14 protein-coding genes are annotated in these 14717 nt (G+C 64.5%); 13 read left to right on the top strand and 1 reads right to left on the bottom strand.

From position 1 onward, the window contains the following. Positions 1–25 precede the first annotated feature (25 nt). The 8 genes from glgX to LY284_RS24900 all read left to right on the top strand — a co-directional run bounded on the left by glgX (position 26) and on the right by LY284_RS24900 (position 7860). A complete protein-coding gene (gene glgX / locus LY284_RS24935) occupies positions 26–2119 on the top strand; it encodes a glycogen debranching protein GlgX (protein WP_233388515.1) in 2094 nt (697 codons plus the stop codon). A gap of 92 nt (positions 2120–2211) precedes the next feature. Then, positions 2212–3801, top strand: coding sequence for an aspartate:alanine exchanger family transporter (locus LY284_RS24930; protein ID WP_233388513.1), 1590 nt, complete (start codon positions 2212–2214; stop codon positions 3799–3801). A 37-nt stretch (positions 3802–3838) separates the two neighbouring features. Further along, entirely contained in the window at positions 3839–4834 is a 996-nt protein-coding gene (locus LY284_RS24925; protein ID WP_014252040.1) for a 2-hydroxyacid dehydrogenase, read from the top strand. A gap of 12 nt (positions 4835–4846) precedes the next feature. After that, on the top strand, positions 4847–5518 hold the full coding sequence (locus LY284_RS24920) for a VIT1/CCC1 transporter family protein (RefSeq protein WP_233388511.1): 672 nt from the start codon (positions 4847–4849) through the stop codon (positions 5516–5518). 296 nt (positions 5519–5814) lie between these two features. Next, a complete protein-coding gene (locus LY284_RS24915; RefSeq protein WP_014252042.1) occupies positions 5815–6288 on the top strand; it encodes a glycine zipper family protein in 474 nt (157 codons plus the stop codon). A 60-nt stretch (positions 6289–6348) separates the two neighbouring features. Beyond that, complete coding sequence (locus LY284_RS24910) at positions 6349–6936, top strand: hypothetical protein (RefSeq protein WP_233388509.1); 588 nt, start codon at positions 6349–6351, stop codon at positions 6934–6936. A gap of 36 nt (positions 6937–6972) precedes the next feature. Next, a complete protein-coding gene (locus tag LY284_RS24905) occupies positions 6973–7464 on the top strand; it encodes a hypothetical protein (protein WP_052485863.1) in 492 nt (163 codons plus the stop codon). Positions 7465–7476: 12 nt separating this feature from the next. Next, positions 7477–7860, top strand: coding sequence for an RT0821/Lpp0805 family surface protein (locus LY284_RS24900; RefSeq protein WP_233388508.1), 384 nt, complete (start codon positions 7477–7479; stop codon positions 7858–7860). A gap of 23 nt (positions 7861–7883) precedes the next feature. On the opposite strand, the gene LY284_RS24895 is transcribed toward LY284_RS24900, so the two are convergent. After that, a complete protein-coding gene (locus tag LY284_RS24895; RefSeq protein ID WP_233388506.1) occupies positions 7884–8837 on the bottom strand; it encodes a hypothetical protein in 954 nt (317 codons plus the stop codon). Positions 8838–9077: 240 nt separating this feature from the next. Between LY284_RS24895 and LY284_RS24890 the strand changes: the two genes are divergently transcribed. The 5 genes from LY284_RS24890 to LY284_RS24870 all read left to right on the top strand — a co-directional run bounded on the left by LY284_RS24890 (position 9078) and on the right by LY284_RS24870 (position 14687). Beyond that, positions 9078–9290, top strand: a complete 213-nt coding sequence (locus LY284_RS24890) for a DUF2964 family protein (RefSeq protein WP_041733277.1) — start codon at positions 9078–9080, stop codon at positions 9288–9290. Positions 9291–9350: 60 nt separating this feature from the next. After that, complete coding sequence (locus LY284_RS24885) at positions 9351–9608, top strand: RNA-binding protein (protein WP_041733279.1); 258 nt, start codon at positions 9351–9353, stop codon at positions 9606–9608. Between the two features lie 100 nt (positions 9609–9708). After that, a complete protein-coding gene (ppk2, locus tag LY284_RS24880) occupies positions 9709–10536 on the top strand; it encodes a polyphosphate kinase 2 (protein WP_233388505.1) in 828 nt (275 codons plus the stop codon). A gap of 6 nt (positions 10537–10542) precedes the next feature. After that, positions 10543–12237, top strand: a complete 1695-nt coding sequence (locus tag LY284_RS24875; protein ID WP_233388502.1) for a SulP family inorganic anion transporter — start codon at positions 10543–10545, stop codon at positions 12235–12237. 119 nt (positions 12238–12356) lie between these two features. After that, a complete protein-coding gene (locus tag LY284_RS24870) occupies positions 12357–14687 on the top strand; it encodes a DUF3141 domain-containing protein (RefSeq protein ID WP_233388500.1) in 2331 nt (776 codons plus the stop codon). Positions 14688–14717 lie beyond the last annotated feature (30 nt).

Genomic DNA, 14717 nt, shown 5'->3' with positions numbered 1-14717 from the left:
GTGACGCGTCCCGTGAGGAACGATCTTGGAGAGTTCTGAAGCGCGCCTTCGCCGCCATTACGGCACGCAGCCCGGTTCGCGCTTTCCCATCGGCGCGACGGTCGTGCAAGGCGGCGTCAACTTCTGCACGTTCTGCCGCCATGCGACGCGCGTCGAGTTGCTGCTGTATGCATCGGAGGAAAGTGCCGAGCCGTTTCAGATCGTCACGCTGACGCACGATGCGAACCGCACGTACTTCTTCTGGCACGTGTTCGTCGAGGAGCTTCCGCCGCGCTGCTGCTATACGTGGCGCGCGCACGGGCCGCTCTGCGTGCCGCAGATGAGCGACGAAGCCGCGAGCCGCAAGGAACTGCTCGATCCGCATGCGCGCGGCGTGAGCGACCGCTTCTATGAACGCCGGCACGCGGCCGTTGCGGATACGGCCGGTCATGCGTCGCTCAGGGCGATCGTCACGGAGCCGCTCGATTTGCCCGACGAAGGCATCGACGTGCGCACGCTCGACGACGCCATCATCTACGAACTGCACGTCGGCGGCTTCACGCGGCATCCGTCGAGCGGCGTGCGCCATCCCGGCACGTTCGCGGGCCTGATCGAGAAAATCCCGTATCTGAAGGCGCTCGGCGTCACGCATGTCGAACTGCTGCCCGTGATGGCCTTCGACGAGCAGGACATTCCCGCCGCCGCCGTCGCGCGCGGCCTTCGCAACTACTGGGGCTACAGCACGCATAGCTTTTACAGCCCGCATCCGCGCTACTGCGTGGAGCCTGCGCGCGCGCCGCAGGAGATTCGCCAACTGGTCGATGCGCTGCATGCCGCCGGTATCCGCATCCTGCTCGACGTGGTGTTCAATCACACGTCGGAAGCGGGCAAGGACGGGCCGCTGATTCACTTCAAGGCGTTCGCCAACGAGGCCTTCTATCAGATCGATACGAACGATGCGCGGCACTACCGCGACTACACCGGCTGCGGCAATACCGTCAACTGCAATCATCCGCTCGTGTCGGCGTTCATCATGCGCTGTCTCGAATACTGGGTGCGCGAGCTGGGCGTGGACGGCTTTCGCTTCGATCTCGCGAGCGTCTTCGCGCGCGGCGAGCAGGGCGAACTGCTGCGCACGCCGCCCTTGCCGTGGGCGATGGAGGCCTCGCCCGTGCTCGCGCGCGTGCCGCTCATCGCCGAGGCGTGGGATGCGGGCGGCCTGTATCACGTCGGCGCGTTTCCGGGCATGGCGTGGTCCGAATGGAACGGGCGCTATCGCGACGTGATCCGGCGTTTCGTGCGCGGCGATGCGGGCCTCGTCGGCGAAGTGTGCACGTGCATCGCGGGCAGCGCGGATCTCTATCAGGACGACGGCAGGCTGCCCGCGAACAGCATCAACTTCGTGACGTGTCACGACGGTTTCACACTCAACGATCTCGTCAGCTACGACGCGAAGCACAACGAGGCCAACGGCGACGAGAATCGCGACGGCAGCAACGACAATCTGTCGTGGAATTGCGGCGCGGAAGGCGAGACTGGCGACGCCGCGATCATCGGCCTGCGCCATCGGCAGGCGCGCAACTTCATGGCGATCCTGCTGCTGAGCCAGGGCGTGCCGATGCTCCTCGCCGGCGACGAAATCCTGCGCAGCCAGCGCGGCAACAACAACGCGTACTGTCAGGACAACGCGGTGTCGTGGATGGACTGGCGTCTTTCGGCCGATGCCGAGGACATGCTGCGTTTCGTGCGCGAGATGATCGCGCTGCGCAAGCGTCACGCGAGCCTGCGGCGGCGCCGCTTCCTGACGGGGCTCGCCGAAGGCGGACACACGCATCCCGACGTGGCCTGGCACGGCGAGCGCCTTCACGAACCCGCATGGCACGACGGGGGCGCGCGCTTCGTCGCGTTGACGCTCGCGGGGCGCACGCCGGGCGAAGCGATGCTGCACATCGTCTTCAACATGAACGACGACGCCCGCGACGCCGCGCTGCCCGCGCTCGACGGTCAGGCCTGGCGGCGCATCGTCGATACGTCGGCTGAAGCGCCGCGCGATATTGTTCCTGATATCGAAACGGCGGCGGTCGAGCGCGGCGCATGCCGTGTCGAAGGGCGCAGCGTCGTGGTGCTCGAATCGCACTGATCTGTGCGCGCGGCGGTGCTGGACTGCGTGGCGCAAAGCGCTTATTAGTGTTCCTGTACTGCGGGGCAGCTTGTCCTTCCACAGGAGGCGGCATGGAGGCAGTCAGGACGTTTCTCGAGAATCAGTCGCTTTTCGCGCTCTTTCTGACGATCGCGCTGGGGTATCTCATCGGCGAGATCAATATCAAGGGCGTGGCGCTCGGTTCGGGCGCGGTGCTGTTCGTCGGGCTCGCCATCGGCGCGTTCGCGCCCAAGTCCGCGCCGCCCGCGCTCCTGGGCACGCTCGGGCTCTTGCTGTTTCTGTATGGCATCGGCATTCAGTACGGGGCGCAGTTCTTTCGCGGGCTCACGAGCCGCGAGGGCGTGAAGGCGAACGTGGCCGCGTGCATCGGCGTGATCGTCGCGGGTCTCGTGTCGGTGGGCTTCATTCCGCTCGGCATCAAGCTGGCCGACGCGCTCGGCATGTTCGCGGGCAGCGGCACCAGCACGGCGAGCCTTCAGGTCGCGATCGCATCGATGAAAAACAACGATGCCGCCGTGGCCTACAGCGTCGCGTATCCCTTCGGCGTCGCCGGGCCGATCCTGTTTCTGTACATCCTGAACGTCGCGCTCAAGGTGAAGATCCAGAAGCCGGCCGCGAAGGTCGTGGAAACGGCGGAGATCGCGCTGCGCAACGAAAGTCTCTTCGGCCTGACCCTCGCGCAGTTGACGGGCCGCCTGCCCGCGGGCGTGGCGATCGCCGCGGTGCGCCGCGCGCATCACAACCAGTTGCCCACGCCCGATTTCACGCTGCGCAGCGACGACGTGCTGCTCGCCACTTCGACCGAGCGGCGCTTGCTGGACGAAGTGACCGCGCTATGCGGCGAATCGCAGCCAGGGCGCTTTTCGAGTGATCGCGAAGATCTGGACTACATGCGCGTGTTCGCGTCGAATCCGTCGGTCGTCGGCATGGCGCTCGGCGACATACGGTTCCCCGATGGCGTGAACTGCGCGATCGCGCACGTGCGCCGCGGCGACGCCGACATGCTCTCGACGCCCGATCTCATCCTCGAAGCGGGCGACCGCGTCGGCCTGCTCGTCAACCGCGCGCATCGGACAACGATGCGCACGTTCTTCGGCGATTCGATCAAGGGCACGGCGGATCTCAGCTTCATCTGCCTGGGGATAGGCGCGGCGTTGGGCCTGCTCGTCGGCGCGATCCCACTGCCCGTGCCCGGTCTCGGCGCCTTCAGTCTGGGCCTCGCCGCGCTGCTCTTGGTCGCGCTGTGTCTGGGCAAGGCGCGGCGCAACGGGCCGTTCGTGTGGGTGATGCCGCTCTCGGCGAATCTCGTGCTGCGCAATCTCGGCCTCACGATCTTTCTCGCGCAAGTCGGCATTTCATGCGGGCCGAAGTTCGTCGCGACGGTGGGCACCGCCGGTCCGCTCCTGCTGCTCTACGGCGTGATCACGCTGCTGGTGCTGGTGGCCGTCACGGCCGTGTGCTGCCTGTGGATTTTCAAGCTGCCCTTCGATACGTCGGTCGGCGTGATCTGCGGCGCGACCGGCAATCCGGCGATCCTCGCGTTCGCCAACCGCATTGCGCCGACGGATCAGCCGGACATCATGTACGCGATGATTTTTCCTTCGATGACCATCGTCAAGGTGCTTTTCGTGCAGATCGCCATATCGCTTGCAGCGGGGTAGGCTTGGCGCTATCGGACACAATCGTAAGGAGCACATCATGGAAGTGGCGATCTACAGTTCGACGCCCTACGAGCGCCAGTATCTCGACCAGGCGAACAAGTCTGCGCAGCACAAGCTGAAATACCACGACATGTCGCTCGACATGGACACGGTCGGCCTCGCCGCGGGCTATGGCGCCGTATGCATTTTCGTCAATGACAAAGCCGACGCCGAAGTGCTCGAAGCGCTGCACAAAGGCGGTACGCGTCTCGTCGCGCTGCGCTGCACGGGCTTCAATAATGTCGATCTCGATGCGGCGGCGAAGCTCGGTATCAAAGTGGTGCGGGTCGTGAATTACTCGCCGAATTCGGTGGCCGAGCATGCGGTCGCGCTGCTGCTCGCGATCAACCGCAAAGTGCATCGCGCCTACAACCGCACGCGGGATTCCAACTTCTCGCTCGATGGCCTCATCGGTTTCGATCTGTACGGCAAGACGGTCGCGGTGGTGGGCACGGGCAAGATCGGCTGCGTGTTCGCGAAGATCATGCAGGGCTTCGGCTGCCATGTGCTCGGCTACGATCCGTATCCGTCGAAGGAGTTCGAAGCGCTCGGACTGCGCTACGCGCAGCCCGGCGAGATCGGCGGAAAGTCGGACATCATCGCGTTGTTCTGTCCGCTGACGCCGCAGACGCATCACATCATCAACGCCGAGATGCTCAAGCGCGCGAAGCCCGGCGCCTTGCTCATCAATACGAGCCGCGGCGCGCTGATCGATACGGAAGCCGTGATCGAAGCGCTGAAGACGGGCCAACTCGGCGGTCTCGCGATCGATGTCTACGAACAGGAAGCCGATCTCTTTTTCCGCGATCTGTCGAGCGAGATCATCACCGACGATATCTTTCAGCGGCTCGTTTCGTTTCCGAACGTGATCGTGACGGGACATCAGGCATATCTCACGCGCGAGGCGCTGACGACGATCTGCGAGACCACGCTCGAAAGCATCACGGCGTTCGAGCACGGCCAGCCGCTCGAAAACGAAGTCAAGGTCAAATAGCGGTGCGCGGCCATGTCCGCCGACGAACCGCCGCAGGCGCGAGAGCGCGAACGTGTGCTCGATACCGTGGATCGCGTATCGGAGATGTGCTTTGGCCTCTTCATGGCGCTGACGTTCGTCGGCACGGTGTCGGCGGCGACGAGCGGCGAGGATGCCGGCCGCAAGATGCTGTTTACGGCGCTCGGCTGCAATCTCGCGTGGGGCCTCGCCGACGCGGTCATGTATCTCGTGCGCACGATCGCGGACCGCGCGCGCAGGCACGCGCTCGCGCTTGCCGTACAGCGCGAACGCGATGCGGCGGCGGGCGTGCGCGCCTTGCGCGAGCGCGTCTCCGCGGCGCTCGATCCGTTCATTTCCGACGCCGATCTCGAAGCCATCCGCAAGCGCATCGCGGCGAGCGAAGCCCTGCCCGAACGCGCGCGCTTCGTGCGCGCCGATTTTCTCGCGGCGCTCGCTATTTTCATCATCATCGTGCTGTCGACGTTTCCCGTTGCCGCGCCCTTCGTCATCTTCACGCATGTGCCGACGGCCTTGCTGATATCGCGCATGCTCACGCTCGCGATGCTGTTCATCTGCGGCTTCGCACTCGGCGGCTATGCGGGCTGGAGCGGCTGGAAAGCGGGACTTTCGATGATGGCGCTCGGTGTGCTGCTGACCATGGCGATCATCGCTTTAGGCGGTTAATGAAGTGTTTTGAGCATTGGGAAAAGGAAGCGAACAAACACCTAGGCCTCGATTCTTGAAATCGCTAAAGGGTTCGGATATCTTCAAATAGCCATCTGCTTTTCGCCTTCGCTTACTCATTTTCGGATCACCGGTTTCCCGATCGAGGAAAGCCGAAAAGAATCTGTCCGTGAACGACGCCCGCTCACCGAGTTCGATCCCGACGCATCCTGGTCCCGCGTACACGAACCTTGATAAACGACCGGCGAGAGATCTCGTAGAATCCTTAATTCCTCAAACTTTGTTAAGGAGTCGCCATGAATGTAAATAAAGTGCGCGCGTGCTGCGCCATCGTGATCGCGATGATGACGCTCGATGCCGTCGCGCAGAGCAAGCCGATCGCGTATCCGTCGAAAGGTCAAAGCGCGCAGCAGCAGCAAAAGGACGACGGCGCATGCTATAGCTGGGCGAAGAGCAACACGGGCATCGATCCGACGACCGCATCGGCTGCGCCGCCGCCGCAAGGCGGAGCGGCCGTGGGCGGCGGCGAACGCGTGGGTGGCGCGGCGCGCGGCGCGGCGGGCGGCGCGGTGATCGGCGCGATCGCGGGCGATGCGGGCAAGGGCGCGGCCATCGGCGCGGCCACGGGCACGGTGGCGGGCGGCATGCGCGCACGGCAGAACAAGCGCACGCAGGAAGCCAATGCGCAGGCGCAGAGCCAGGGCGCGATGTCCACGTACTACCGCGCGTGGGCGGCGTGCATGCAGGGCCGCGGTTACTCGATTCAGTAGTCGCAGCGTCCGGGCCGTCGCAGGGTCCGTTGCCGGGCAACCGAAACAGGGAGCGCGATCATGAAGCGCGTGAGCCTCGTTGTCTTGTCATGCCTTGCGATCTCCGCGAGCGCATATTCCGCCGGTCCCGAAACCGACGTGAGCGTCGTGCGGGATCAGAGCGGCGCCACCGTGCAGGGCGTGACGAAGGTCACGGCGACGATCGTCGGCATCGATCCGGCGACGCGCACCGTCACGCTCAAAACCGCCGCGGGCAAGGTGATCGAACTCGAAGTGACGAAGGAGGCGCGCAACTTCGAGCAGCTCGCGCTCGGCGATGTCGTGACCGCGCAGTATCGCGAGTCGCTCTCGCTGAGTCTCCTCGACAGGAAGGCGCAGCCGTCGCGTTCGGAAAAGGACACCGCCGAGCGCGCGCCGCCCGGCGCGAAACCGGGCGGCGAACTAGGCCGCGAAGTGACGATCATCGCCGATGTGGTGGCGGTCGATCGTCACACGAAGACAGTCACGCTGCGCGGTCCGCGCGGCCACACGGTGGATCTGCACGTGGAGGACCCCGAGCGCCTGAAACGCGTGAAAAAGGGCGATCAGGTGAAAGCGGTCTACACGGAAGCGCTCGCGATTTCCGTGGAGCCCGCCGCGAAAAAATAGCCGGAAACACCAGCGGAAACGTTGCGGGAGAGACCCATGAGACCACTCCTTGCGTGCGCCATCGTGCTCGCGCTCACCGCGTGCGCGCAGCCCGAGCAGCGCGTGCAGACGGGCATGGACCAGCAGGCGATCATCGCGAAGCTCGGTCCGCCGAAAGAAACCTACGACCTGCCCAACGGCGGCAAGCGTCTCATGTGGCCCACGCAGCCGATGGGATCGACGACCACGGCCGTCGATCTCGATGCGAAGGGCAACGCGATCAGCGTGCGGCAAGTGCTTCAGGAAAACGAGTTCTATCGCGCCGAAGTCAACAAATGGACCCGCAACGACGTGATGGTCGCATTCGGCAGGCCCTTCGAGACGGCGTATTTCAAACGGATGGATCGTGAAGTGTGGTCATACCGGTACATGGAGAACAACATCAATCACATGATCTTCAACTTCTATTTCGATCCGCAAGGCGTGCTCAGGCAAACGCAGAAGCAGCCCGACCCGAAATTCGATCCGAGCCAGCGCAACAAGTTTTGAGGGGAGGCGGACATGCGCGCTCATCCGAACCGCATCGCGTGCGGCTTACTGGCCGCGCTCATGCTGGCATGCACGGTCGCGCATGCGACCAACCTGAACTTCCTCAAGGACACGCCGATCAGCTACATGAAGCCCGCCGACCGCAAGGCGCTCAACCGCGCGGCGCAGGATGTGCTCGACACGAAGAAAGATGGCGAATCGGTCAGATGGAGCAACGAAGGCACGGGCAATTCGGTGCGCATAGCGGGCACCGTGACGCCGCGCGATACCGTGAAGCACGCAGGCAGGACATGCCGCAAGGTCACGCTCACCGCCGTCGCGAAAGGGCAGACGCAGTCCTGGACACCCACGGCATGCAAGCAGGACGGCGGCGACTGGAAAATCGAGAAGCAGTGACGTGAAAAGCGGTGGCCCGGCGGCTAGAAGCTGACCGCGAACCCGAACGACACGCCATGCACGTTGTGGCCGAACACATAGCGCACCATGGCCCGCGTGCGCGTGACGATGACGGGATACCGGCTGCTGTCGAGTTCCAGCCCGACGCCAACGGAAGTCAGGTCGTTGAAGCCGAGCACGCCGGCGCTCTCGCCGAAATAGTGGGAGTACGCGGTTTCCAGCACGTAGCGCACCGGGCGGTCGAGCGCGGCGAGGCCTGTAGGCGCTCGCCAGCGCGCCCACAGGCTGAACTGCTGCGCGGTCGCCGACCCTTGCACGGCCGGCGACGATCCGCCGAAGCTGCGGATATAGATATCGGTGGCGCGCAATTCGAGGTCGATTTCATAGTGCTCGCGATAGTGCTCCAGATCGAGCATGAGCGAGCCGCCGAGGCCGTAAGCATTGAGCGCGCCGTCTTCGAGAAACTGCAGGTTGGCGTCCGCGACGTGATTGAAAACCGTTTGCGCGACGCGCAGATCGCTCGCGACGCGGCCGATCATGCCATTGAGAATCGGTCTGATGCGCAATTCGTCCGTGATCGGAAAGTCCCAGCCGACGCCGATGGTCGTGCTCGCCGTGTTCCATTTCGCGGGCACGGGGCGCTCCTGATTGCCGTCGCTGGCGACGAAGGTCGGATCGTAGCGGCTGTAGGCGAGCGTGCCTTCGAGATAAAGCGGAAACGACCGGCTGAGGGTGAAGCCGCCGCCGAGCTGCGTCTGCCCGAAGCCCGGATTGCCGCTCGTGCCGCTGTTGATGGAAAGCGAGCTGGTGGTGACATCCGGCACCGCGGTGTACGACATGATCGCGAGCACGGCGTTCGCGTAATTCTTCACATTGGTGCCGACGACGGCACGCTCCGGCGCGGCCTGCGCGTACGCCGCGCCGGGCGCCGCCGCGAGCAGGAGCGCGAGCGTCGAGAAGAGAATCGGCTTTCGCATGGGCTGCGTCCGCTTGAACGTTGTACGGCTGGTTGGTCGTTACATCGCGTACGTTGCATTCGGCCGCTGCGCCGCTTCTCGATCGCGCGAACGCAGCCGGGGCCCGATCCCACGGTGACACGCAAAGAATGTAGCTTACGGACGGGCGCGCGCCAAGCCTGTTGCTTCGACTCTGTTCACACGACCGTTCAGGATTTCCTAAACTGAAGTTATCTCGTGCAACATATCCGGGAGACGCCGATGAAATTCAACGAGCCGCGCATGGTGGTTGCCTCGATCGGGGTTTTCATCTGGCTTGCCGGGCTGTACTTCACGATTCACGGTCTGATATACGACGTGAGCCGGGAATTTCACTATGGCATGTGGGCGCTCGGCATCGGCATCGTGATATTCGTCGTTGCATTGAATCCGCTCGCGCAGCGCCGCCCGGACAAGCGCGACCGGTCCACGTGAGCCAGCCATCCGGGCGATGCGGCTACAATAGCGCAGGACTACTCAATGGAGAACTTCGCAATGGGCGACCTCTGGATGGGCAATGTCGACGAGTCCACGACCGACGACGAAATCCGGGACTTCCTCTGCCGCTACGGCTTCCCGCCGTACGACTCGATTCAGCGCGTGACCGGCACCGGCGAGCATCCGGCCGCGGTCGTGAGCTTCGATGCGATCGAGCCGCATGTGCTGCGCACGTTTCAGCCGCGCATTCATAACATGTTCTGGAAAGACCGCACCTTGAATGTGCAGGTCGTGCCCGAGCGCAACGAAACCTGACGGACGGCAAACGTCCGCACCGCGCGCCGCGCGTATCGCCGCGATGGCGGCATCGGCGTGGCCGCGCGGTCCATACCGGATAAATACCGAGGGGAAGCCGATGAAAGAAGACAAGAAAGAAGACAAGAACATTAGCGAGTCGAAAGGCGCGGGCGGGCGTCTCTCCCGCAAGGAGTACGACAAGGAACTGGCGCGCCTGCATGTCGAACTGGTGAAGCTGCAGGAATGGGCGGTGCATACGGGCGCGAAAATTTGCATCGTGTTCGAGGGGCGCGACGGCGCCGGCAAGGGCGGCACGATCAAGGCCATCACCGAGCGCGTGAGTCCGCGCGTGTTTCGCGTCGTGGCGCTGCCCGCTCCGACCGATCGCGAGAAAACGCAGATGTATCTGCAGCGCTATCTGCCGCATCTGCCCGCGGCGGGCGAAATCACCATTTTCGACAGAAGCTGGTACAACCGCGCGGGCGTCGAGCGCGTGATGGGTTTTTGCACCGACGAGCAGGCGCAGGCCTTTCTGAAGAGCGTGCCGCTCGTCGAAGAGGCCATCATCCATTCGGGCGTCATCCTGCTCAAATACTGGCTCGAAGTCGGCGAGGACGAGCAGACGCGGCGGCTCGAAGACCGCATCGACGACGGCCGCAAGATCTGGAAGCTCTCGCCGATGGACCTGCGCTCGTACAGCCGCTGGTACGACTATTCGCGCGCCCGCGACGAGATGTTCGAAGCCACCGACACCGAGCGCGCGCCGTGGTACGTGGTGCGCTCGGACGACAAGCGCCGCGCGCGTCTGAACCTCATCACTCACTTGCTGAAGAGCGTTCCGTACAAGGCCGTGCCGCGTGAAAAGGTGAAGCTGCCCAAGCGGCAGAAGCCGGAGGGCTATCGCGAAAGCACCCGGCCGCTCCGGTACGTGCCCGAGCGCTTCTGAACGCCCATGACGCAACGCGCGCCCATCGTCGCGGAATGGCTGTTTCGCTACGAGAAACAGTGGGCGCGCGCCGATGTCGTCGCCGGGCTGACGGCCGGTGCCGTCGTCATACCGAAGGCGCTCGCCTACGCGACCATCGCCGGCCTGCCGGTGCAGGTCGGGCTCTATACGGCGTGCGTGCCGATGATCGTCTACGCGATCTTCGGATCGTCACGCGCGCTCTCCGTCAGCACGACGACCACGCTCGCGATTCTCGCGGCGAACGCGCTAGGCCATGTCGTCGCGAACGGCGATCCGCAGGCGCTCGCCGCCGCCAATGCGACGCTCACGCTGCTCGTCGGCGCGCTGCTCGTCGCGGCCGCGGTGCTGCGGCTCGGCTTCGTCGCGAACTTCATCTCGGAGCCGGTGCTCGTCGGCTTCAAGGCGGGCGTGGCGATCGTCATCGTCGTCGATCAGTTGCCGAAGCTCTTCGGCCTGCACTATCCGAAAGGTTCGTTTCCGCATAACGTGGGCGCGTTCGTCGCGGGCTTGCCGCATTTGTCGGTGAGCACGCTCGCGCTTGCCGCGCTCACGCTCGCCGCGCTCGTGCTGCTCGAACGCTTCACGCCGCGCGCGCCGGCGCCGTTGCTCGTGGTCGCGGCGGCGATTATCGCGGTGGCGGCATTCGGTCTGCGCGCGCATGGCGTCGAAACGGTCGGCGCGGTGCCCGCGGGTCTGCCGTCATGGACACCGCCCGATCTCTCGCTCGCGCTGAAACTGTGGCCGGATGCGCTGGGCATCGCCTTGATGAGCTTCACCGAAAGCATCGCGGCCGCGCGAGCGTTCTCCCGCAACGACGAGCCCGCGCCCGACGCGAACCGCGAACTGCTCGCGACCGGACTGGCGAACGCGGGCGGCGCGCTCCTTGGCGCGATGGCGGCGGGCGGCGGCACGAGCCAGACGGCTGTCAACCGGCAGGCGGGCGCACGCACGCAACTCGCGGGCCTCGTGACGGCGTCGATCGCGCTCGCCGTCATGCTGCTGTTCGCGCCCCTGATGGCGCTGATGCCGCATGCGACGCTCGCCGCCGTCGTCGTGTTCTATTCGATCGGGCTTTTCAGTCCCGCCGAGTTCCGCGCCATCCTGAAGGTTCGCCGTACCGAATTCGTGTGGGCGCTGACCGCATGCGCGGGCGTCGTGCTGCTGGGCACGCTGGAAGGCATTCTCGTCGCGATTGTCGTGTCGCTCTTCGCGCTTGCGCATCAGGTGTCGAATCCGCCCGTGTATGCCCTTAAACGCATACCGGGCACCAACGTTTTCCGGCGCGATTCGCCGCGCCATCCCGAAGACGAAGCCTTTCCCGGACTGTTGCTGTTGCGTACCGAAGGACGGATATTCTTTGCGAATGCGCAACGTGTCGCCGAAAAAATCCGGCCGCTGGTGCGCGATTCGCACGCAAGCATCGTCGTGCTGGATCTCAGCCGCGTCTTCGATGTCGAATACACCGCGCTCAAGATGCTGACCGAAGCCGACGCGCGCCTCGCCGCGAACGGCACGACCCTCTGGCTCGCGGGCCTGAACCCCGGCGTGCTCGCGGCGGTCAGGCGCGCGCCGCTCGGCCAGGCGCTCGGCGAAGCGCGCATGTTCTACAACCTGGAGCATGTGGTGACGAAATATCAGGAGCTCGTTTCGTCCGGCGCAGGCCCTATTGCGCGTCATTAGGTCGCCTTTTTTGCCACCTTGCTGTCGCACGTTGCGCTTATATTTTAATGATGTTATCCAGATCATCTGTCCAGGGAAGATGGTCATCCCATGCACGTTTTCGTCGCGGAGGTCACGTCATGACGCATGCAGATCGACTGCATCGAAGCAAGGAGATCGCGGACAAAGTGTCCCGCGTGTTTCAGAAGCGCGCGGAAACGGCGCAGCATCAGTTCAGCGAACGCGCGCGCGATGCCGGCCTGCGCCTGTTCGGCAACGGCGGCGCGGATCAAGCCGGCGATGCGGGCGGGGTGAGTCCCTTCAACGGCTACGCGTACGCCGTCGACGTCATGCAGCGCACCGTGCTCTTCTGGGACACGCTGCGTCAGCGCGGCAACAACTTCATCGAACAGACCAAGCGCGGCCTCGAACCCGTGCTGCATTTCGCCTATGACACGCTGATGGACGCCCGCACGTTCGAGCGGCCCGTGAACTATGCGCTGCTGCGCATCGTGCCGCCCGAAGGCGTCGTCGTCGATCCGCTCAAGCGGCCGTATCTGATCATCGATCCGCGTGCGGGGCACGGTCCGGGCATCGGCGGCTTCAAGGACGATTCGCAAGTGGGCGTCGCATTGCGCGCGGGTCATCCGGTGTACTTCGTCACGTTCTTCCGCGACCCGCAGCCGGGCCAAACCTTGCTCGATGTCTGCGCGGCCGAGCAGCGCTTCGTCAAGCACGTGCGCGAGCTGCATCCCGAGAGCCCGAAACCCGCCATCGTCGGCAATTGCCAGGGCGGCTGGGCCGCGATGATGATCGCGAGCTCGCAGCCCGACGATACCGGTCCGATCGTCATCAACGGCGCGCCGATGTCGTACTGGAGCGGCGCATGGAGCGAAGGCGAGGGCGACAACCCGATGCGCTATTCGGGCGGCATGCTGGGCGGCACGTGGCTCGCGTCGTTGACGGCCGACCTCGGCAACGGCAAGTTCGACGGCGCGTATCTCGTCGAGAACTTCGAGAACCTGAATCCGGCGAATAGCCTGTGGGACAAGTACTACCATCTGTTCGACAAGATCGACACCGAGCCGCCGCGCTTTCTCGACTTCGAACGCTGGTGGGGCGGCTATTACCTGATGAACCGCGAAGAGATCGAATGGATCACGCGCAATCTTTTCGTCGGCAATCAGTTGTGGTCGGGCGAAACGCGCGGCCTTTCGGGCACGTCGTTCGACCTGCGCGCGATCAAGACGCCGATCATTCTGTTCGCCTCGATGGGCGACAACATCACGCCGCCGCAACAGGCGTTCAACTGGGTCGCGGACATCTACGGCAGCACCGACGAGATCAAGTCGCGCGGACAGGTGATCGTCGGGCTGATGCACAAGAACATCGGGCATCTGGGCATTTTCGTGAGCGGCAAGGTCGCGAAGAAGGAGCATACGCAGATCGCGTCGGTGCTGGAGGCGATCGAATCGTTTCCGCCGGGGCTCTATGGCATGGAGATCGCCGAGCGCAAAGGCGCGGACGGCAAAACGGAGTACGACGTGAGCTTTCACGAGCGCCGTCTCGAAGACCTCACCGCGCGCTTCAACCGCTTCGAGCGCGTCGACGAATTGCCGTTTCAGGCGGTGAAACAGGTATCGGATTTCAATCAGCGCGCGTATGAACTCTTCGCGCAGCCCTTCGTGCAGTCGATGGCCAACGACACCACCGCGGCGATGCTGCGCGCATTCCATCCGTTGCGCGCGCAACGCTGGATGTTCTCCGACCTGAACCCGTGGCTCGCGTGGCTCGGCCCCGCCGCCGATGCGGTGAAGGCCGCGCGCAAACCTGCGTCCGTGCCCGCGACCGAACGCGACGTGCTGCGAAAAGCCGAGCATTGCGGCTCCGACATGATCAGCGCGAGCCTCGACTTCTACCGCGCCATGCGCGATGCGGCGACCGAGGCGATGTTCTTCTCCGTGTACGGCAACATGTTCTCGGCGCATCAGTCGCAGGAGCAGGAGGCGCACGAGCACAAGACCGATCCGCGCGAACTGCCTTTCGTGCAGGATGCGCTGGCGTCGATCGCGCACGGCGGCTATGCCGAAGCGATCGCGCGCGTCGCATGCCTGCTCGTCGATCACGACGAACCGCTGCCGCTCGCGCGCATGGTGCTGCGCCAGGAACTCATGGCCGACTACGCCGACTATCTGCCGGAGAAGCCGCGCGACGAATGGCGGCGCATTCGCGGCGAGCAGGAGATCATCGTGCGCTACGAGCCGGAACAGGCGCTTTCGACCTTGCCCGATCTTCTCAACGACAACGAGGACCGCAAGAAGCTCCTCACCTTCATGGACAAGCTGCGCGACGATAGCCGCCTGCAAGGGTACGAGCCCACGGCGACGCAACACGACACGCTTGCGCGCATTCGCGCGGCGCTGCCCCTCAAGCCTGCGCGCGCGCCCCGGCGTTCCGCACCCGCGCACTGATGCGCCGGCGGCGCATCTCACGTTCTCCCG

It is taken from the genome of Caballeronia sp. PC1 (assembly GCF_021353155.1).
In the GTDB taxonomy this organism is placed as follows: domain Bacteria; phylum Pseudomonadota; class Gammaproteobacteria; order Burkholderiales; family Burkholderiaceae; genus Caballeronia; species Caballeronia cordobensis.
Note: the sequence above shows the minus strand (reverse complement) of the source record. Positions and strands in the feature narration are given on the sequence as shown.